This is a genomic window from Psychrobacillus sp. FSL K6-2843 (assembly GCF_038626375.1).
Taxonomy (GTDB): Bacteria; Bacillota; Bacilli; order Bacillales_A; family Planococcaceae; genus Psychrobacillus; species Psychrobacillus faecigallinarum.
Window position 1 is genome coordinate 2,675,734 of the sequence record NZ_CP152021.1, and the last position, 19,962, is coordinate 2,695,695.

Below are 19,962 nucleotides of genomic sequence, written 5' to 3' on the forward strand. Positions count from 1 at the left end.
TAAAAGCTAGTTAACAAATGCTATCTCTCTAGTAATTGATAAGTGACCATTGCCTTCCCAACTAACTGCTTGTCATTGAAAACTTCGATATCCATTTTTGCTACTTTTCTGCTCATTTCTAATAGCCTTGCTTGTATACGAAGTATACTTTCTAATTGTATTGGTTTTGTAAAATAGATTGTCATATTTTCTACAACGGATTCTCCACGTTTTCGGATTTTCAACGTTTGAGCTCCTGTCTCCGTTAAAAGAATAGTAAAGGCTCCATAAGACATCGCTCCATAATGATCGGTCATTTGAGGAGTAACGACAAATTCAAATATAAATTCTTCTGATGAAACTACTTTAATCTGTTGTTTTACTATATCGTCAATCGTTTCACCGTTTTGAGGTTGTCTAGAAGCTGCTTGTAATGCCTTTAAAACATCCTGTCTACTAATGACACCTACTAAGTAATTGCTATCCTTAACTACCGGCAGCAGGTCAATGCCCTCCCATATCATCCGATGACTGGCAGAGGCTACACTTGTTTTCATAGTTATCGAAATAGGATTCTTCGTCATTACCTTTTCAATTATCTCATTGCTATTTTTCCCTATGACATCTCTAGCCGTAACAATTCCGACAAGCTTATTAGCTCTATCTACTACCGGGAATCCGCCATGAGTTGTTATATTATTTAAGTCTCGGTATTGCTTCACCTGGTCGGTTGCATATAAATAATAGGTATCTTCTAAAGGAACATATATATCCTCTATAAGCAGAACATCTTTTTTAATCAACTGGTCGTCAATAGCACGATTTATCATAGTTGCTACTGTAAAGGTATCATAGCTAGTAGAAATCACCGGTAGCTCTAGTTCATCAGCCAACTTTTTTGTGTGGTCTAGAACATCAAAGCCCCCTGTGATTAGTACTGCAGCTCCTGCTTTTAAAGCAGTTTCATGCACCTTCAAACGATTACCAACAATCAATAAATTGCTAGGCTCTACATAACGCATCATATCCTCTAGCTGCATTGCGCCAATTACAAATTTGTTCAACGTTTTATATAATCCTGCTTTTCCACCAAGCACCTGTCCATCGACTATATTCACAACCTCAGCAAAAGTCAGACGTTCAAAATGTTCCTTTTTCTTAAGCTCTATACGAATCGTACCAACTCGTTCAATGGTACTAACTATTCTTCTATTTTCTGCTTCCTTTATCGCTCTATAAGCTGTTCCCTCGCTTACCGATAAATCCTTAGCAATTTGCCTAACCGATATTTTATCACCAACGGGAAGGTTTTCAATGTAAGCTAAAATCTGCTCATGTTTTGTTGTCATGTAGTCACATCCAAACGTTAGTTATACGCTTATTGTAACACATATTAATAATTTTCTAATCCTATGAGAGTGTAACAAATTCTCCAGCTGAAAGTACTTGTACATCTACTTTTTTAACTAAGCCTTTAAAGTACTCTGGATCCTGTTTAATAGGCGGAAACGTATTATAGTGAATTGGAACTACTATTTTTGGTTGGATTAGCTCCGTCGCATAGGCAGCGTCCTCTGGCCCCATTGTAAAATTGCTACCTATTGGTAGAAAGGCAATATCAATATCGTGTCGCTCTCCTATAAGCTTCATATCACCAAATAAACCCGTATCTCCCGCATGATAGAGAGTAGTTCCCTCAGCACTGAAAATAATTCCAGTAGGCATACCTAAGTAAATTATATTTCCATCCTCCGTGGTCGTAGAAGAGCTATGAAAAGCTTGTGTAAATTTCACTTTACCAAACTCAAATTCACGCTCTCCGCCAATACCCATCGGATGTACTTCTACTCCTTTAGATTGTATGTAATTTGCTAGCTCAAAAGGAGCGATGACAATCGCATTGCACTTTTTAGCAATTTCAACAGTATCCCCCACGTGATCATCATGACCGTGTGTTAAAAGAATAGCATCCACCTGTTGTTCTGATGCCTTCAAGTCCGTAATCTCATTACCTGTGATAAAGGGATCGATTAATATAGTGTGAGATTTTGTTTTTATTTTTACTACTGAGTGTCCGTGATAACTAATTTTCATTTTGATATCTCTCCTTCAAATAGTATTAGGTTCACTTATTGTTCATTCAACGTAGATGCGAGAATTCCTTTATTCTGCTATCCTTATCTTATAAACTAAAAAGAGGTGCTACATTTGAAAACTATTGAAAAAATACAATCTTACCTACAAACTAATAATATAGATGCGGCGTTTGTAACTACTCCTGATAACGTCTTCTATTTTACTGGATTTAGAAGCAATCCGCACGAACGTTTACTCGGCGTAATGATTTTTAAAAATGCTGACCCATTCATTATTTGCCCAAAAATGGAGATGCCAGATGCCAAAGCGGCTGGTTGGGCAGGTAAAATTATTGGTCATCAGGATACAGAAAATGCTTGGGACATTTTAGCATCGGCAGTAAAAGACAATGGACAGTCTATTCAAAGTCTTGCTATCGAAAAGTCTCATATGACTGTAGAAAGATTAGAAGCAATAACAAAAAGATTTTCATCCCTACAGATTAATCGTTTAGACGAGAAGATTAACGAGCTTCGTGTAATTAAATCTGAGGAAGAATTAATTAATATGCGTAAAGCAGCAGAGTTAGCCGACTACGCTATTGAAGTGGGTTGTAAAGAAATTGCTGAAGGCAAAACAGAATTAGAAATTCTAAATGCGATAGAGCTAGCTGTAAAAGAAAAAGGCGCAGCTCAAATGTCATTTGATACGATGGTATTAAGTGGTCCGAAAACCGCTTCTCCACATGGAACTCCAGGTGATCGTAAAATCCAAAAAGGTGACTTTATCCTATTTGACCTTGGAGTTGTATATAACGGCTACTGCTCTGATATTACACGAACTGTAGCATTCGGTGAGCCATCTCCTGACAAAAGAGAAATCTATGAAACAGTGCTGAAAGCAGAACTAGCAGCTGTCCATGCAGTGAAGCCTGGTGTAACTGCTATGGAGTTAGACAAAACTGCTCGCGATGTAATCACAGACGCTGGTTACGGGGATTACTTTACACATCGTTTAGGTCATGGCTTAGGAATATCTGTTCATGAATTCCCTTCAATTACAGGTGTAAATGAAATGGTATTAGAAGAAGGCATGGTATTTACAATTGAACCAGGAATCTACCACCCAGATATTACAGGCGTTCGAATTGAAGATGATGTAGTCGTAACTTCGGATGGAGTAGAAGTCTTAACTAAATTCCCTAAAGAATTACAAATTCTTTAAACAAAAAAGAGTTTAATCCTCTATTGGATTAGACTCTTTTTTCATATAACCATCGAATAGAAACCATTTACTTTAAAAGTATAGAGAGAGATTTTTGATTTACGCTCCTAAGCGGACGCTTTCCGCGGGGGGAGCGATAAGCCATCACCGTCGCTAACGCGCCGTACATGACGGCTTATCTGTCTCCCTCCTCCCGCAGGAGTCGCCGCTTATCGCTTCAATCACATATAGAGAGAAGCGGTCAGAAAGTATATGAAACGAATAAAAACAGTTTACTGAAATAGCATGAACGAGAGATGTTTGATTTACGCTCTTAAGCGGACGCTTTCCGCGGGGGAGCGATAAGCCATCACCGTCGCTAACGCGCCGTACATGATGGCTTATCTGTCTCCCTCCTCCCGCAGGAGTCGCCGCTTATCGCTTCAATCAATAATAATTAAATTGTTTCTATCAAAGTTAAAATACTTTACCTAGCATGTATCCTATGAATGCCACTAGTAAGCCACCGACATAGGTGGCCGTAAAATAGAAATAGTATAACCTTCTATATTTCTGTAATTTAATTAACTCCACATTTAAAGTAGAAAATGTTGTTAGTGCTCCTAATAGTCCGATGCCAATCATCAAATAATAAATTCCTTCCACATGCAGTCCACATAGTAAGCCAAGCATAAAAGAACCTATTATATTCACGAAAAGTGTACCCAGTGGAATCTTAGTGTGCTTATTTAATTTTTCCGATGTATAGTATCTTATAATTGCTCCAAGGAAACCCGCTCCCCCTACTGCTATTAAAGAAATAAGAGTCATTCGTCCACCTCTTTTTTCCACGCGAGATTAGTCAAAAGAATGCTGCCTATGATACTACTTGCCAAATAGAGCATAGCAAGAAGGATATGAGCTTGTTCTATCAACTGAATAGTTTCCATACTAAAAGCAGAAAAAGTTGTAAAAGAACCAAGGAATCCCGTCCCTAGAGCTAAACGTAATTTCAAGGAGAATCTCTCTGTACGAGACAGAATAAAGGACAGGACAAAACAACCTATCCAATTCACAAGTAAAGTGGAAAAAGGAAAAGTAGATTGAGGAGCTAAATAAATACCGATTATATACCGGCAAATTGCCCCTAATCCCCCAGCAACACCAATATATAAATAGTTCATTTCCTCCACCTCTCTGTCCTAAAAAGTTAGAAATCACCCAGACTCAAAGGAGCTGGGTGATTTGTCATTCTTATTTTAATAGTGATGTAACGTCTGTATAAGGCAGACCTTGTGCTTCTGCAACTGCTGCAAAAGTAACGTGACCATCTAATGTATTAATCCCTTTTTGAAGCGCTAGATTATCTAAGCACGCTTGCTTGTACCCTTTGTTTGCGATTTGCACCGCATAAGGTACAGTTGCATTCGTTAATGCCATAGTAGATGTTCTTGGAACAGCTCCAGGCATATTTGCAACTGCATAATGCACAACGCCATGCTTCTCATAGGTTGGGTTGTCATGAGTTGTTATTCTATCAGAAGTTTCAAAAATTCCACCTTGGTCGATGGCAATATCAATTACAACCGATCCAGGAGTCATAGATTTAATCATATCCTCTGTTACTAGTTTCGGAGCTTTAGCACCTGGTATTAATACGGCGCCTACTACTAAGTCTGCTTCTTTCACAGCCTCTCCAATATTATATGGGTTAGAGATTAGTGTTTGAACATTGCTTCCAAAAATATCTTCTAATTGACGAAGACGATCTACATTTAAATCAATAATTGTAACTTTCGCTCCCATGCCGATTGCTACTCGTGCAGCATTTGTTCCTGCAATACCTCCACCGATAATTGCAACATTGGCACGTGGAACCCCTGGAACTCCACCAAGTAAAATCCCTTTACCTCCATGAATTTGCTCTAAGAATTGCGCACCAATTTGAGTTGCCATACGTCCTGCAACCTCACTCATAGGAGAAAGAAGTGGTAAGGAATTGTTTGGTAATTGAACTGTTTCGTAAGCAATTGCTGTCACTTTCTTTTCTAACAAAACTTTTGTTAAAGCTTCTTCAGGAGCCAGATGTAAATAAGTGAACAAGATTGACTCTTCTTGAATTAAATCAAATTCGTCATGAGTTGGTTCTTTTACTTTCATCACCATTTCTTGGTTCCATGCTTCCTGAGCAGTTTGAACAATGGTTGCTCCTGCAGCTACATAATCTTCATCGGTAAAGCTAGAACCTAATCCTGCTCCTGTTTCGATGAACACTTGATGGTTATGTAGAGTTAAGCTAACAACTCCCGCTGGTGTCATTGCGACACGATTTTCGTGGTTTTTAATTTCCTTTGGAACTCCTATACGCATACCTATATCCCCTTTAACAAGATTAAATAGATTAGTGAAACAAGTATATTTTAGCATTAATAATTCCAAATTGCTCATCAATTTCTTTTTTTAATCCGTCTTTGTTCACAAATTAGACTAAATAACTATTAAAAAATAGCAGGAATAAGAGGATAAGTATAGAAATATAATAGTATAACAAACCCAGGAGGGATTTATAATGACATTAAAATACAATCAAATCTTAGTAGCTGTAGACGGATCGAAGGAAGCTGAATTTGCATTTAAAAAATCTGTTTCTATTGCTGAAAGAAATAACGCAACATTAAATCTTGTTAATATAATTGATACTAGATCTTTTGCTGCAATTGAAGCTTATGACCGTTCTATCGCTGAAAGAGCACAAAATTTTGCAGAGGATTTACTAGATGGTTATAAAAAAGAGGCACTTGCTGCAGGTGTTGAAAATGTAAATATTATCGTTGAATACGGTTCACCAAAGACAATGATTTCCAAAGATCTTGCAAACAAAGTACAAGCAGATTTAATCATTTGTGGAGCAACTGGTCTAAATGCAATGGAGCGATTCTTAATTGGTAGTGTGTCTGAATATATTGTTCGTTCTTCTACTTGTGATGTTCTTGTTGTTCGTACTGATGAAGTGCAAGCTTAATCTATTAATATAATTAAAAGAGAACTCTGGCTTATGCCTTGGTTCTCTTTTTTTATTTTGAAAAGTTATAAAAATGTGGAGGATGAATAAAGCAGGAATAAATAAGAAAGTAGAAGTTGATTTTCGCTTTCCGTGGGGTGAGCGATAAGCCATCACCTACAGTGGAAATCAACAATAGTTTTTTCTTCAATTATTATGCTTTATTCTCCATTATATCAGCAATGATTGCATGTAAGAAAATAATCATTATTAGCTTAGGTTCTCTCGTACTCTTACATCCCAGAAATCCTCATAACATCTTTAGCGATCATGATCTCTTCATTTGTCGGAATTACGATAACTTTTACAGGAGAATGTGGATAGTTGATAAAACCTTCTTTGCCGTGTAGCTTGTTTAGATCTGGGTCCATGTAGATTCCCATGAATTGAAGCCCTGAGAGTACTTTTTCACGGATGACCTCGCTATTTTCGCCAATGCCCGCTGTAAAGATGATTGCGTCTACACCATTCATTCTAGCAGCGTATGATCCGATGTATTTGTGTATTCTGTTGGCAAAGACATCTAGTGCTAATTGGGCACGATCATTACCTTTGGTCGCCTCTGTAACAATGTCTCTTAAATCACTTGAGAAGCCAGATACGCCGAGCATCCCGGATTTCTTGTTTAAAATGCCTAAAATACCCTCTGCACTCTTTCCGGTCTTCTCCATTAAGTAAGGTATTAATGCCGGGTCTATGTTTCCAGACCTTGTCCCCATTGTAACTCCAGCTAGTGGGGTAAAGCCCATTGAGGTATCGATGGATTTGCCCTTATGAATGGCTGCAATACTTGCCCCATTACCAAGGTGACATGAAATCAGACGAGTAATCTCTAACGGTCTATTTAACAGTTCCGCTGCTCGATGCGCTACATATTTATGAGAGGTTCCATGGAAGCCGTATTTTCGAATACTGTATTTTTCATAGTAATCATAGGGAATAGAATATAAATAAGAGCTTTCTGGCATAGTTTGATGGAATGCAGTGTCAAAAACTGCAACAGCAGGAATGTCCGGTAATACCTTTTGGAATTCTCTTATACCAGTAACATTAGCAGGATTATGTAAAGGTGCAAATTCTGCTAGTCTTTCGATATTCTGAATAACTTCTTCGTCTATTAAAACAGAATCACTGTACGTTTCTCCACCATGAACTACACGGTGACCAATCCCTTGGATATTCTCTAACGAATCTATCACCTTATGATCAATCAGCATTTTAATAAGCAATTTAACCGCCTGTTCATGGTTTTCTACTTGCTCTATCAGGTGTATTCGCTCATCGTCAAAGTTCATCGTAAATACAGGGTTAACTAATCCAATTCTTTCGATTAATCCTTTTGCTATCACTTTTTCTTCTGGCATTTTGTATAATTGAAATTTTAAAGAAGAACTACCTGCATTCACTGCTAAAATATTTGGCATAAGAAAACGCCCCTTCTTTATACTGATACAATAATTGTACCTTGCATAAAAGGGGCGGGCAAATTTTACCTATTATTTTGTTCTTGCCATATGTCAATTTTTTGAAAGAAAAGTTCCATTGCTTCTCGATTCGTCATACTTGGAACCTTAGCAAGCAATACCTCACGTGGAGCCTGTAAATTTTCACCCTTCTTTTGTAAAATGAGCAGGCTCTTTTCTTGGGCTTTGTTCTTAAAAATAGAGCCTGGTAGTTGAATAACTGCCTGAATCCAACCATTTTCTTTAATAAATTTATGCAGCTGTGCGGCTTGTTTTGATTCAAAAATACTTGCCGGAACTAGGAAGTAAAGGTATCCACCTGGTTTTACATGCTTCATTGCTTGTTCCATGAACAGATGATGTGCATAAGGCATCTCATCCTCAGTGTGCAAGAAATAGTCTTTGGAAGTTTCCACATCTGGATAATAACCCACAGGTAAATCGCTTACTACTATATCAACCGGATCGATCATTAATGGACGTATTGCATCCTGTCTAAATAGCTGGATGTCCTGCTCTAATAACTCTCCTACCTGTGCCGCAAGCTGGATAAGCAACTCGTCAATTTCTACTCCGAAAGCATGGGAGGAATTTGGTAGAACATTCATTAATGTATACAGTAGGTTTCCAGTACCTAGCGCAGGGTCTAAAAAGGATAGCTCCTTTTTATCCTTATTCATTTCTTTTACGAAATAGCTTAAAAGTAATCCAATGGCGTCAGGTGTCATTTGGTGATTTACTTGTGTTGATCTATTCATCCCTTTTAAAATTCCTAGTTGTATTGCTTTGCGAATCTCTTCTTTTTTAGGATTTACAAGATCAGGTTTTTTCTTTTCTTCGAGCCATAGCTCAAGCGCATAGACGATTCCTTCAAGATAAGGAGCGGATTCTTGCTCTTCTATAAAAGTGGCTTCTTGATCGATAAATGAAAAGATTTTTTCTACGTTTGTTTGCATGATGATCCCTCAAATGAAAACCCACTCGAGAAAGAGTGGGTTTACTTATTTTTTATAATTTTTAGACTAATAGTTATTGTGCTGCTTTTACAGCCTCAAGAGCTTTTTCGTAGTCCGGATGGTTCGTTCCTTCACTTACAATCTCCTTGTAAGTCACTACACCATTTTTGTCTACTACGAATACAGACCGTGCAAGTAAGCGTAATTCTTCCATTACTACTCCGAATGCTTTACCAAAGGAAAGATCTCGGTGATCAGATAATGTTTGAATTGCATCAGCTGCATTTGCTCCACACCAACGAGATTGTGCAAAAGGTAAATCTACAGAGATTGTTAAAATAACAACATCATCACCTAGACTTGCTGCACTCTCATTAAATTTGTTAGTTTGTGCAGAACAAACTCCAGTATCAAGGGAAGGTACTACACTAATTAATCGAGTTTTGCCAGCTGAATCCTCAAGAGTTACTGGGGATAAGTCATTAGCTAATACTGTAAAATTCGGAGCTTTTTCTCCAACCTCGACCTCTTTACCACCTAAAGTTACAGGATTATTTTTAAAAGTTACTTGTGTCATAATATGTAGCCTCCTTTTCAATACTTTCATCTTACTAGAATTCGTTCGTCTCTTGCAACTCATTTGCAACGGGAACTTGCTTATACGATACTTTTTCCTTTTTATCGTACGTATTCTCGTGAACAACTAGTGTGTCCGCAATATAATCATGAATCGCTTGTTTTTTTGGTGTAAACGCAGCTACTATATACGGAAGGTTAAATGGAATAATTGAGATTAATCGACCTATCCACTCTCTAAAAATAACATTCCCCCATGTTAACTTTCCTTTATTTTTGGGAATCACTCGAATACCAAAAATCATTTTACCAATTGTCTGAGCAAAGAACTTAGTCATAAGAACGAAGTAAAGATAAAAAATGATAGCCGTTACTATCGAAATTGGTGCATACCAGCTCGGATTGTTAATGTCGATTGAAAATAATCGGAAAATCGGTTTGACCAGCAACATACCAATGGATGATAATACGAGCAGATCCACGGTGTAAGCCCAAAAACGAATCCAAAAACCGGCCGCCTTTTGTACATAACTTTCCGTTTGCTGTACAACTATTCGTTGTTGGGTTGACGATGGGCTTTCTTGCACATTCTCCCCATCGTTTTGTACAAACTCACTCATCTAGAACCCTCCTTATTCATTTCCATATAAGTACATCATTTTTGGTGCTGAATTGTCCGCAATTAGTTTAGCGATTAGTTTAGATTCAATATCTACTCCTAAAAATGATTGTGCTTTCATCGCAAATAACGAAGAGAAGCTAGGTGAATATCCGTACTCGAATACTTCTGCACCCTCTAAATCATAGTCTGCCTGAACTGCGGCAACTGCATCTTCTAAGAAACCAAGCTCATCTGCTAGACCAGCTTCGACTGCCTGTCTTCCATTTAAGATTCTTCCATCTGCTACTTTTTTCACTTCTGCCTCGGTCATGTTACGACCTTGTTCTATAATATCTACAAAATCTTCATAGGAATCATTCAGCATTTCTTGAAGCATATTACGCTCTTCCTCTGTCATGTCTCTTGTAGGACTCATAATATCTTTATAAGGACCAGATTTAATCGTAACAAATTCTACTCCGTATTTTTCAGCTAGGCCACCATAGTTAATACTCTGCATAATAACCCCAATGGATCCTGTCATTGTTTCTTTATTAACAAATATTTTTTCGGCTGGTGCAGATATGTAATATCCTCCTGAGGCTGCCATACTTCCCATTGAAACGTAAAAAGGTTTTCCTGTTTCCTCTTGGATTTCTCTAATTTCCTTGTAGATTTGAGCAGATTCCACAACTCCTCCACCAGGTGAGTTAACTTGAAGAACAACTGCTTTTACTGAGTCATCATATCTCACCTGATCTAATTGCTCTAGGAAAAATTGATGATTATAACCTTCTGTACCAAACAAGCTTGTAGTACCACCAGTGTCTTGAATAGTTCCATCTACTGTTAAAATGGCAACTCGTTCATCTATGCTGCCTGGTTCTAGAACTGTTTCAAAGAATTCTGTATTTGCGGTGGAAGTAACCTCTTCCATCAATGTTGACCAATTTGTTGAAAAGATTGATGAAGCTGTATTGACAACCAAAGATATGGCTAACAAAATAGAAGCTCCGACTATAGCCAACCAACGTTTCGTATTCATATTTCTATTTTCCTCCTTTTTCTATCCCTTTTACATACGTTATAAATGTCTAAATGTTTCACTAAATGATAAAATAAAAGTACATAGACTAAAAGTACAATTTTAAATAATAGATTTCGTACATTAAAGTATTAGCATAAAAAAGGAGCATGCATATGACTTCCAGAAATAATATCTACTTATACACTAAAAATGACACAGACTCACTACGACGAAAAGAATTGTTGCAAAAAGTTATTCATCAGCATGGATTTAAAGCTGTTGATAATTTTGAAGAAGCTTCTATTATTGTTAGCATCGGTTCTGACGCTACTTTTTTACAGGCAGTTAGAAAAACCGGGTTTCGTCAGGACACTCTTTACGCAGGAATCTCTATAACTGATTCTTTAAACATGTATTGCGATTTTTTCGCAGATGACATAGAAAAGATGGCAGATGCTGTACAAAAAGATAAAATTGAAGTTCGCAAATATCCTATTTTAGAGGTCTCTGTAAATAAGAACCCAAAGTTCTTTTGTCTAAATGAATTTACTATTCGTTCCAATGTCATCAAATCTTTTGTATTAGATATTTTTATTGATCAAAAGCATTTTGAAACCTTTCGAGGAGACGGGATGGTCATTTCTACCCCAACCGGTAGTTCCGCATACAACAAATCATTAAACGGCGCTGTAGTGGATCCGCTCCTTCAATGCATTCAGGTTGCTGAAATTGCATCTATGAATAGCAATGAATATCGAACACTAGGTTCACCTTTTGTATTAAGTGGCGAAAGAACTCTAGAGCTTCGCTTGCAGCAGGATTGGAACGACTATCCATCCATGAGCACAGACAATGAGGCACTAAGCATTCAGCATGTGGACACTGTTACCCTTTCCTTGAGCGATAGAGTAGTGAAAACTGTTAAGCTAAAAGACAATAGCTATTGGGATAAGGTAAAACGTTCTTTTCTATAAATCACACTTATACTATTAGCATTTTCTTTCTTCTTAATTCTAGAATTTTTGAAAAAGTAAATAATAAAAGCGCAACCCAAATGAAAGAAAAAGAGATGAACTCTATTTTACTAAATTTTTCACCATATACAAAAATACCTATAAGTAACATCAGAGTTGGCGCAATGTACTGAATAAATCCTGACATATAAAGAGGCATTGTTTTTGTACCTTTTGCAAATAGGACAAGTGGAACTGCAGTAGCTACACCCGTAAATACTAGAAGTATGGTTGTCGTAAAATCGCTCGAGAAAAATACCGCTTGATCTGCTACAACCATGTAACTAAAGTAAGCTAATGCAACTGGAAGCACAAATAATGTCTCAATAGTCAGCCCTCTTAACGGATCAATGGTGATTCTTTTCTTAATCAGCCCGTAAAATGCAAATGTACTTGCTAATAACATGGCGATCCATGGTATTTCACCATAGGAAATAGTAAGTAAAAGCACACCTGTCGCTGCTATTAGGACGGATAACTTTTGTGCCCAAGAAAGCTTTTCCTTCAAAAAGACAATGCCAAGCAATACGGATAGTAATGGATTGATGTAATATCCGAGACTCGCTTGCACTATATAGCCCTCGTTTACTGCAAATATGTACAAAAACCAATTTCCTGTGACTAAATATGAGGCTAAAACAAGACTCCAAAAAGACTTTTTGTCCTTCCATAAATTTTTTAGGTCTTCTATTAAAACAGAAAACCTTCGACCAAGTAGGACTACTATCAATGTGAAGACGAATGACCATATAACTCGTCCAGATAATATTTCACCACTAGCAACATGGTCCAACAGCTTCCAATAGATTGGCATAAATCCCCACCAAGCATATGCCAGCACAACTACAATAATTCCTTGCTTTTCTTCTGCACTCAAAACAAACACCTTCTTTACATACTTTGGCACACGAAATAATAGCATTATTATAGTTCTTTATCTAACTAAAGTAAATACGCAGAGTAGTTGATAAGCGAAATAAACAAGGGTTACCTTGAAGGCAATCATATAATGTGAAATTACCTAGGAGAATGTTTATGTTTACTGAAAAACAATTAAAATATTTAATTGCAGGTAAAGTAATAGGCAATAGCTTTCCATATAATACAAATGATCATCTTGAAATCGAAGCCCATATTCGACGACTATTTTATCAAATAAATCGTATTCCCAACTTAACTTGTGTGGCAGAGTGGGATCATTTTGGTAGCGGATTTGCCTCATTTGTGGAATTATTTTGTTTTCGAAAGGAAGATATTATAGTTATAAAAGAAAATAAAGAGCATAAAACAGAAAGGATAGAAGGAGTTGTTATCAATATATGTCGCTTAGCCCCTGTGGCAATATTAGGAGAAGATGAAAGAGATAAGACAATCCATATCATAACAAACGAAGTCGTTGGGGGCAGTTATAGCATGTTAGAGCATCCTAATCAATTAAAAACTAGTGAAAAATTTAGTCCAATGGTAAGGAAATTGAAAGCCGTATTAAGTAAGTACGATTATACACTTTTGGAAGCAGAAAATATAAATAAACCTTTGCCTTTTCAGGCCAAAATTCCAACGATTTATCGTAAACCTAGGGACTATTTGATAATGGATGCAATTTTTTATTGGGAGGATTAACATGTGATTAGTTATGTGGAGTTATTTAGCCTTTAGCTGATAGCAATTATATAGACCTATATAGCCTTGATCCATACTAGGGGAACTGTAAACAAGCATAGAATATCCATGCTGTTTACAGTCCTAGCAGTAACTAAGTTTATAATTTTTACTTAGTCTTTAATAATTCCTTTTGTCTAAGCTCGATTCTTCTGATCTTCCCTGAAGTCGTCTTAGGTAATTCAGATATAAATTCTATTTCTCTAGGATACTTGTATGGTGCAGTAAGAGATTTTACGTGGTCTTGAAGCTCCTTCACTAGCTCCTCAGTTGGCACCACGGAAGAATCTCTTAACACGACATATGCCTTAACAATCGTACCGCGTACTTCATCTGGGCTTCCAACAACTGCGCATTCTTGTACTAATGTGTGTTTAGTTAATGCATCCTCTACTTCAAAAGGTCCGATAGTATACCCAGAGCTAATGATGATGTCATCTCCTCTTCCCTCAAACCAGAAATAGCCGTCTTCATCCTTTCTAGCTCTGTCTCCTGTTATATAGTATTCTCCTCTAAATTGCATTGAGGTTCTTTCTGGATCCTTTAAATATTCCTTAAAAAGAGCTGGAGTTTCTATATGAACAGCAATGTCGCCTACTTCTTCTGCAGCACAAGGTTCACCCTGGTCGTTTATAACCTCTACAGTATTCCCTGGAGTAGGTTTGCCCATAGAACCAGGCTTAGCATCCATCCCCTTCATAGTACCAACTAGCAAAGTATTTTCAGTTTGCCCATATCCGTCTCTTACTTCGAGGTTAAATAATTTCCCAAAGGTTTCAATAACCTCTCTATTCAATGGCTCTCCTGCAGATACTGCACTGTGAAGGCTAGAAAGATTATAATCTGCAAGCCCTTCTACCTTTGCCATAATTCTATATTCTGTAGGTGTACAGCAAAGAACGTTGACTTTATGTTGCTGAATGTTCTTCAAATATACTTTCGGTTCGAATTTACCGTTATATACATATCCTGTTGCACCACTACCAAGAGTAGCTAAGAAAGGACTCCAAATCCATTTTTGCCATCCTGGACTAGCAGTTGCCCATACAATGTCCCCATCCTCAATACCTAGCCAATTAGGAGCTGAAGTACGCAAATGTGCAAAAGCCCAGCCATGTGTATGAACAACACCTTTAGGATTACCTGTAGTTCCACTCGTATAAGATAAGAAAGCTATATCTTCTTTTAATGTATCTATTGTAGGAAAACTATCTTCTTCCTTCTCCATCTCATCTGTTAAAGAAATCCATTGCTCTTGACCTTGGCCTATAACAAATAATAGCCTACTCTCTAAATCCCTTACCTCTTCATATTGAGACAGGAAGGGTTCGTAAGATATAATCGCTTTTGCTTCACTATGTGATAAACGATATTCAATATCTTTTGCTCTTAACATTTCGGAGCTTGGTATTACGACTAAACCTGCTTTTAAAGCGGCAATATAAACTTCATATGCTTCAATTAGTCGAGGTACCATAATAAGCACTACATCGCCTTTTTTAAGGCCCTTGTTAGTAAATACATTTGCAATTTTGTTTGCTCGAAGGATTAAATTTTTATAGGTGATTTGTTTCTTTTCACCTTTATCTGATTCCCAAATAAGAGCTAACCTATTTTCATCTGAACCATACTTCTCAAACTCGCTGACTAAATTATAGTGTGATGGTGCGATTAAATCTTCTTTGTTCATGAATCATTTCCCCCTTCTTGTTCTACTATAAAGTATAGGGGATTCTTCTCAATTTTCAAATAATAATTTTATTTTTCAAAAAAAATAATGGCATGAGTTTATTCGTTGAGGGGGCTTTATCTTGGCTTACTTAAAATAGAAAAAGGAAGCCAACAGTTTTCACTGCCGACTTCCTTTTTATATTATTAGCTATTAAAACCGTTCATTTGTTGTTGAGCTTTTTGCACTAAACGCTTAGTAATTTCTCCGCCTACGGATCCGTTGGCACGCGCAGTTGCATCTGCTCCAAGATTCACACCAAATTCTTGAGCGATTTCATATTTCATTTGATCAAGAGCTTGTTTCACACCAGGAACTAAAAGTTGGTTGCTGTTGTTTGAAGACATTGTAATCACCTCCTTGTGAAATTAGAATGGTCGATTTCATTCTTTTTATGTACACAAGAAATGAGGTATATTTTGTTATTTTTACAAGAGTTCTTCAAAAACATTTTCTTTTTTCTTTGGAAACGAAATAACTTCTCTATTTTCAACCGCTTCTTTTATTAGTTCATCAAAATCCTTAAAGCTTTCGTAGAATTCCACTTTTTCTAGCTTCGGCTTTGTTTTAGGGCATGATGGAGTAAAAATAGTACAACAGTCCTCGTACGGAAGAATAGATGTGTCATAAGTCCCTATTTCCCGGGCAATATCAATAATGTCTAATTTGTCCATTGATATTAAAGGTCTAAAAATAGGTGTAGAAGTTACTGCATTGATTGCAGTTAGACTTTCAAGCGTTTGACTAGCCACTTGTCCTAAGCTTTCTCCAGTTACAATACCCAATGCACCAATTTCAAGACGAACTTGATCTGCAATTTTCATCATAATTCTGCGCGTCGTTGTCATTGAAACATTATCAGGAATTTGAGCTTGAATACTTTGCTGTATTTCTGTAAAAGGTATGACATGAAGGCGTACAGTTGCCCCGAAATGACTCAACTGATTGGCAAGATCCATAACCTTTTCTTTTGAGCGCTCACTTGTAAAAGGGGGACTATGAAAATGGATAGCGTCTAATCTTACCCCACGCTTCATTAGCATGTATCCTGCTACAGGGCTGTCAATTCCACCTGAAAGCATCAATAATGAACGACCATTAGATCCTAATGGCATTCCTCCTGCTCCTGGAATTACTTGTGCCATCATATAAACAGCATCTGCTAGAACTTCAATTCGCAAATCAATTTCTGGCTTTTTCATTTGAACTTTTAGAGAAGGATAATTTCTTAGTACATTACTTGCAACAGTTGTTTGCAATTCATACGTATCCATAGAGAATCGTTTATCGGTCCGCTTGACCGTAACTCTGAAGGTTTTATCCTCTGTATCTAAACTTTCCATAATCTCTAATGCAGTTTTTTGAATATCTTCTATGTCTTGTGTACAAGAAGCAACCGGACTAAAGGATTGAATACCAAAAATTTTAGGCAGACGTTTAATAAGCTCTTGAATTTCCTCATCATCAGAAGAAGTTAAGAACATACGGTCTCTTTCTGCATGAACCTTTATATTAGGCAAATCCACAAATGAAAATTTTATATTATTACGTAAATGATTGATAAACTGCTTTCTATTTTTTCCTTTTGTTGATAACTCTCCGTACCTAACTAATATTTTTTCCCACTTCATAACATTTAATCTCCTTTAATAACATTTATCACTTCGGTGAATATTTTTTTAAACGCATCTATTTCCTGTTCTGTTGTTAAGGTACTAATACTTAACCGAATAACTCCCTTAATATAATCATCTGAAATATGCATTGCCTGCAACACATGGCTTGTCTTCGTTTGTCTAGACGAGCAAGCACTGCTTGTCGACACAATCACATTTCTTTTTTGCAACGCATTGATTATAACCTCTCCCTTAACTTTACGCACAGAAAAAGTAACGATATGGGGAGCACGAGTATCTGGAGAAATAATCTTAATATTTTCGAAACCACGAAGAAAAGGAACAAGCTCCTCTGTTAACCTCTTCATTTCCGTTGTATTTTTTTCTAAGCTGGCACTAGCAATTCTAATTGCTTTAGCAGTGCATACTGCTAAAGGAACAGGTGTAGTGCCACTACGTATTCCAGCTTCCTGTCCGCCACCGAGGATCATTGGCTCCACTTCACGTGTTTTAGAAAGTGCAAGTAAACCTGAACCTTTTAGGCCATGAATTTTATGAGATGAAATAGTAATCGCATCTATATCATAACGCATGAAATCTATCGGTAATTTGCCAAAGCTCTGAACGGCATCGATGTGAATAACAGCCTTACTATTGCTTCTAACCATTTTACTAATAGCTTCTATTGGTTGAATAGTACCTATTTCATTATTCACATGCATGACACTAACTAGAGATGTTTCTTTCCTTAGTAGCTTTTGTAGTTCAACTAAATCAATGATTCCTGTAGAATCAACGGGAATGAATTCTACTTCAAAACCCAATGTATTTAGCTGTTTAGCTGCCTCTAAAACAGATGGATGTTCTATTTGTGAGACAAGTATATGCTTCCCTCGGAATTTGTACTTGTTAGCCAGCCCAAAAATAGCTAAATTGTTTGATTCAGTACCTCCTGATGTAAAATATATCTTCGAGCTTGACGTATGCAATATTTCTGCAACCTGCTCGCGCGCTGTTTGTAACAGCTCATTTGTGTTATGACCAAATTCATGTATGGAGGATGGATTTGCCCAATATTTTTCATTCACTGCAATAAAGGTATCCATTATTTCAGGCAGAACCTTGGTTGTTGCACTATTGTCCAAATAAATCAAAGTATTCTCTCTCCTTTTTAGGAAAAAGACCACCTTCACAAGTAGTGAGGTGGTCTACATTTCTATCTGATTTTATAAAGTAATTAATAGCTAATGCCAGATATTTGTTATGTACGCCAAGCTGCTTCTTTAATCATCATTTCGATTTTCTTTAAAGCTCCCGGTTCCACCTCTTCCACAGCAGTTGCCGCATCCTCTAACGCCTTAGCATAGCGCAACTGTCTGAATGCTTCCTCTGCTTCGAGTAAACGTGCATGGACATTTGGATGTGTCGCACGATAACGGTTACCATATTGAATAATTTTTTCGGTTAACTCTACATTCTCTAGCATTTCTTTAGCTTTTTGGTGTACTTCTTCCATGCAAGCTTCAGCCTTTTCAAGATAGCCATCTACTAACGTCATATTCAATGGAACTTCCTGTAGGCTTTGCATAGCAACATAAATATGCTCTTCTGCTTCTTCTAGACGGACGTCCATTTCTTCTGGAATTCCTGGAATATTAGCCTTTTGAATCATTCGGTCTGTATCATGTAGTAATACTTTTAAATCATCTAGCTTTTCACGAGCTTTATTTTCATCAATACGAAGATTTTTTAAGCGATTTGCAAAACGATCCTGTTCTTCATATAAACGATCGATTTCTTCAGCAATATCATTTAACTCCTCTTGAAGGCTAGAATAAGCAGATTTTTCTTCTTCAACTCTTTGAGCTAGAAGGCTAAACTTCTTATTAAGTTCCTCCAGCTCTTTTAGACAGCTTTGAGGGATTTCAGCTTCTTTTTCAGGTAAACGATAGCTTTGTTGAACGTATGTCGCTTCTTCGTTTATCGCTTTAGTAGCACTCGTTACTTCTTTTAATCGTATAGCGGTTTGATCCTTATAATTATCCACATACTTTTTAGCCAATACTTCTTTTTCCAATAAATCATAGAAAGTTTCTATTTCTTCTTTAATCTCTTCTACACGAGTCAATGGCTTACTAACCTCGAGTTCCACAATAGAGGCTTTCAATTCTTCAAGCTCCGCTTCTAATCCATCTAACTTCTTTGTCATTTCTAAATGTTGCAAGTAGTAAGAGCTTGCTTCCATTTCTTTTTGACCATTTCGTAATTCATGAATAGTAGCTGGAATCTTATGTTGAATTTCGCTCAGTAATGTTGGAATCTCATGTATTTTATGAAAGAATTTTTGTCCTTCGTCTTGAATATTAATCACTATTTCTCTAGCACTCAAATAGTTACCAGTATCAGTTAGATGATCGAATTCCTCGAAAAGTGGAAGAAAGGATTCTAACTTTGCTTCTAGAGCAGGAGCCGCTTCTCCGAAGGAATATTGATGAGCAAGTAATGTTTTTCTTGCCGCTCGGTGCTGCTCTTTCAGTTGTTCTATTTCAATTCTATTCTTTTCTTCACTACCGATCAGTTCTTCGAGTTCCTTAATGATGCCTGACATTTTTTCATCACAAGAGGATATTAAAATTTGAAGTTCTTTTTCGATTTTGGTGGCTTTCATAAATAGGAACTTATCTACATATTCTTCTGCATCAAAAAGAAGAACGTCTATCTTAGGCATATGTACATCCATAACCTCTGTCCAGGTATTGCGCCATCTTTCGAACATTTCCTCTGTCTGCCCATTCATATTCAGTTGTTTAACTTTCGTCATTTCTTCTAAAATAGGCTTGTTTTGAATTTGGTGCTTTTCATGCTCCAATCGAGCAATTTCTGTATGATGTTTTTTTCGTATGATAAATGCAATGATTGCTATTACTAAAAGTACAATGACTGCTGGGATGATATACCTCATCGTAAGCCCCCTGTTCCAAAATCAAAAAGTTCTAATCT

The 19,962-nt window shown here is 37.0% G+C and carries 20 protein-coding genes; 4 read left to right on the forward strand and 16 right to left on the reverse strand.

The genetic code is table 11. From position 1 onward, the window contains the following. Positions 1–20: 20 nt before the first annotated feature. Complete coding sequence (locus MKY94_RS13515; RefSeq protein WP_144535390.1) at positions 21–1,328, reverse strand: DRTGG domain-containing protein; 1,308 nt, start codon at positions 1,326–1,328, stop codon at positions 21–23. A gap of 61 nt (positions 1,329–1,389) precedes the next feature. Continuing rightward, positions 1,390–2,073 carry a metal-dependent hydrolase gene (locus tag MKY94_RS13520; protein WP_191696769.1) on the reverse strand — a complete coding sequence of 228 codons (684 nt, stop codon included), beginning with the start codon at positions 2,071–2,073 and terminating at the stop codon, positions 1,390–1,392. A 114-nt stretch (positions 2,074–2,187) separates the two neighbouring features. Here MKY94_RS13520 and MKY94_RS13525 point away from each other — a divergent pair, with 114 nt between their 5' ends. Further along, the gene (locus MKY94_RS13525; RefSeq protein WP_154310391.1) at positions 2,188–3,279 is read left to right on the forward strand and encodes a Xaa-Pro peptidase family protein; all 1,092 of its coding nucleotides are present in this window, start codon (positions 2,188–2,190) and stop codon (positions 3,277–3,279) included. Positions 3,280–3,735: 456 nt separating this feature from the next. Here MKY94_RS13525 and MKY94_RS13530 read toward each other — a convergent pair whose 3' ends face one another. From MKY94_RS13530 to ald, 3 genes are all read right to left on the reverse strand, one after another. After that, complete coding sequence (locus MKY94_RS13530; RefSeq protein ID WP_191696768.1) at positions 3,736–4,089, reverse strand: CrcB family protein; 354 nt, start codon at positions 4,087–4,089, stop codon at positions 3,736–3,738. Further along, on the reverse strand, positions 4,086–4,442 hold the full coding sequence (gene crcB, locus MKY94_RS13535) for a fluoride efflux transporter CrcB (protein ID WP_144535382.1): 357 nt from the start codon (positions 4,440–4,442) through the stop codon (positions 4,086–4,088). The genes MKY94_RS13530 and crcB overlap by 4 nt, the downstream gene beginning before the upstream one ends. A gap of 70 nt (positions 4,443–4,512) precedes the next feature. Continuing rightward, positions 4,513–5,628 (reverse strand): alanine dehydrogenase, encoded by a 1,116-nt coding sequence (ald, locus tag MKY94_RS13540; protein WP_144535380.1) that lies wholly within the window; start codon positions 5,626–5,628, stop codon positions 4,513–4,515. Positions 5,629–5,827: 199 nt separating this feature from the next. Between ald and MKY94_RS13545 the strand changes: the two genes are divergently transcribed. After that, complete coding sequence (locus tag MKY94_RS13545) at positions 5,828–6,280, forward strand: universal stress protein (protein WP_144535378.1); 453 nt, start codon at positions 5,828–5,830, stop codon at positions 6,278–6,280. A gap of 272 nt (positions 6,281–6,552) precedes the next feature. Here MKY94_RS13545 and MKY94_RS13550 read toward each other — a convergent pair whose 3' ends face one another. From MKY94_RS13550 to sppA, 5 genes are all read right to left on the reverse strand, one after another. Beyond that, positions 6,553–7,743 carry an acetate kinase gene (locus MKY94_RS13550; protein WP_151113549.1) on the reverse strand — a complete coding sequence of 397 codons (1,191 nt, stop codon included), beginning with the start codon at positions 7,741–7,743 and terminating at the stop codon, positions 6,553–6,555. 65 nt (positions 7,744–7,808) lie between these two features. Further along, entirely contained in the window at positions 7,809–8,738 is a 930-nt protein-coding gene (locus MKY94_RS13555; protein WP_151113547.1) for a class I SAM-dependent methyltransferase, read from the reverse strand. A 73-nt stretch (positions 8,739–8,811) separates the two neighbouring features. Next, the gene (gene tpx, locus MKY94_RS13560; RefSeq protein ID WP_144535373.1) at positions 8,812–9,315 is read right to left on the reverse strand and encodes a thiol peroxidase; all 504 of its coding nucleotides are present in this window, start codon (positions 9,313–9,315) and stop codon (positions 8,812–8,814) included. Positions 9,316–9,349: 34 nt separating this feature from the next. Further along, positions 9,350–9,934 (reverse strand): RDD family protein, encoded by a 585-nt coding sequence (locus tag MKY94_RS13565; RefSeq protein ID WP_151113545.1) that lies wholly within the window; start codon positions 9,932–9,934, stop codon positions 9,350–9,352. A gap of 12 nt (positions 9,935–9,946) precedes the next feature. After that, positions 9,947–10,960 carry a signal peptide peptidase SppA gene (gene sppA / locus MKY94_RS13570; protein WP_144535369.1) on the reverse strand — a complete coding sequence of 338 codons (1,014 nt, stop codon included), beginning with the start codon at positions 10,958–10,960 and terminating at the stop codon, positions 9,947–9,949. A 155-nt stretch (positions 10,961–11,115) separates the two neighbouring features. Between sppA and MKY94_RS13575 the strand changes: the two genes are divergently transcribed. Continuing rightward, positions 11,116–11,916 carry an NAD kinase gene (locus MKY94_RS13575; RefSeq protein WP_342577209.1) on the forward strand — a complete coding sequence of 267 codons (801 nt, stop codon included), beginning with the start codon at positions 11,116–11,118 and terminating at the stop codon, positions 11,914–11,916. Between the two features lie 7 nt (positions 11,917–11,923). Here the strand turns inward: MKY94_RS13575 and rarD are convergent, their stop codons facing one another. Continuing rightward, positions 11,924–12,862, reverse strand: coding sequence for an EamA family transporter RarD (rarD, locus tag MKY94_RS13580; RefSeq protein ID WP_342577210.1), 939 nt, complete (start codon positions 12,860–12,862; stop codon positions 11,924–11,926). Positions 12,863–12,990: 128 nt separating this feature from the next. On the opposite strand from rarD, the gene MKY94_RS13585 reads away from it, so the two are divergent. Beyond that, positions 12,991–13,578 (forward strand): hypothetical protein, encoded by a 588-nt coding sequence (locus tag MKY94_RS13585; protein ID WP_191696763.1) that lies wholly within the window; start codon positions 12,991–12,993, stop codon positions 13,576–13,578. A 148-nt stretch (positions 13,579–13,726) separates the two neighbouring features. On the opposite strand, the gene MKY94_RS13590 is transcribed toward MKY94_RS13585, so the two are convergent. From MKY94_RS13590 to ezrA, 5 genes are all read right to left on the reverse strand, one after another. After that, the gene (locus MKY94_RS13590) at positions 13,727–15,307 is read right to left on the reverse strand and encodes an acyl--CoA ligase (RefSeq protein ID WP_151113541.1); all 1,581 of its coding nucleotides are present in this window, start codon (positions 15,305–15,307) and stop codon (positions 13,727–13,729) included. A 185-nt stretch (positions 15,308–15,492) separates the two neighbouring features. Then, the gene (locus tag MKY94_RS13595; protein WP_144535358.1) at positions 15,493–15,693 is read right to left on the reverse strand and encodes an alpha/beta-type small acid-soluble spore protein; all 201 of its coding nucleotides are present in this window, start codon (positions 15,691–15,693) and stop codon (positions 15,493–15,495) included. A gap of 81 nt (positions 15,694–15,774) precedes the next feature. Beyond that, positions 15,775–16,977 carry a tRNA uracil 4-sulfurtransferase ThiI gene (thiI, locus tag MKY94_RS13600; RefSeq protein ID WP_151113539.1) on the reverse strand — a complete coding sequence of 401 codons (1,203 nt, stop codon included), beginning with the start codon at positions 16,975–16,977 and terminating at the stop codon, positions 15,775–15,777. Positions 16,978–16,982: 5 nt separating this feature from the next. Then, positions 16,983–18,116: a cysteine desulfurase family protein gene (locus MKY94_RS13605; protein WP_151113537.1), complete on the reverse strand. Its 1,134-nt coding sequence runs from the start codon at positions 18,114–18,116 to the stop codon at positions 16,983–16,985. A gap of 107 nt (positions 18,117–18,223) precedes the next feature. Then, a complete protein-coding gene (gene ezrA / locus MKY94_RS13610; RefSeq protein ID WP_151113535.1) occupies positions 18,224–19,924 on the reverse strand; it encodes a septation ring formation regulator EzrA in 1,701 nt (566 codons plus the stop codon). Positions 19,925–19,962 lie beyond the last annotated feature (38 nt).

Coding starts and splice junctions, on each gene's coding strand:
- MKY94_RS13555 (WP_151113547.1), bottom strand. CDS start 8,738: ATGCAAACAAACGTAGAAAAAATCTTTTCATTTATCGATCAAGAAGCC.
- tpx (WP_144535373.1), bottom strand. CDS start 9,315: ATGACACAAGTAACTTTTAAAAATAATCCTGTAACTTTAGGTGGTAAA.
- crcB (WP_144535382.1), bottom strand. CDS start 4,442: ATGAACTATTTATATATTGGTGTTGCTGGGGGATTAGGGGCAATTTGC.
- MKY94_RS13545 (WP_144535378.1), top strand. CDS start 5,828: ATGACATTAAAATACAATCAAATCTTAGTAGCTGTAGACGGATCGAAG.
- thiI (WP_151113539.1), bottom strand. CDS start 16,977: ATGAAGTGGGAAAAAATATTAGTTAGGTACGGAGAGTTATCAACAAAA.
- ald (WP_144535380.1), bottom strand. CDS start 5,628: ATGCGTATAGGAGTTCCAAAGGAAATTAAAAACCACGAAAATCGTGTC.
- sppA (WP_144535369.1), bottom strand. CDS start 10,960: ATGAATACGAAACGTTGGTTGGCTATAGTCGGAGCTTCTATTTTGTTA.
- ezrA (WP_151113535.1), bottom strand. CDS start 19,924: ATGAGGTATATCATCCCAGCAGTCATTGTACTTTTAGTAATAGCAATC.
- MKY94_RS13550 (WP_151113549.1), bottom strand. CDS start 7,743: ATGCCAAATATTTTAGCAGTGAATGCAGGTAGTTCTTCTTTAAAATTT.
- MKY94_RS13515 (WP_144535390.1), bottom strand. CDS start 1,328: ATGACAACAAAACATGAGCAGATTTTAGCTTACATTGAAAACCTTCCC.
- MKY94_RS13595 (WP_144535358.1), bottom strand. CDS start 15,693: ATGTCTTCAAACAACAGCAACCAACTTTTAGTTCCTGGTGTGAAACAA.
- MKY94_RS13565 (WP_151113545.1), bottom strand. CDS start 9,934: ATGAGTGAGTTTGTACAAAACGATGGGGAGAATGTGCAAGAAAGCCCA.
- MKY94_RS13575 (WP_342577209.1), top strand. CDS start 11,116: ATGACTTCCAGAAATAATATCTACTTATACACTAAAAATGACACAGAC.
- MKY94_RS13530 (WP_191696768.1), bottom strand. CDS start 4,089: ATGACTCTTATTTCTTTAATAGCAGTAGGGGGAGCGGGTTTCCTTGGA.
- MKY94_RS13585 (WP_191696763.1), top strand. CDS start 12,991: ATGTTTACTGAAAAACAATTAAAATATTTAATTGCAGGTAAAGTAATA.
- MKY94_RS13590 (WP_151113541.1), bottom strand. CDS start 15,307: ATGAACAAAGAAGATTTAATCGCACCATCACACTATAATTTAGTCAGC.
- MKY94_RS13520 (WP_191696769.1), bottom strand. CDS start 2,073: ATGAAAATTAGTTATCACGGACACTCAGTAGTAAAAATAAAAACAAAA.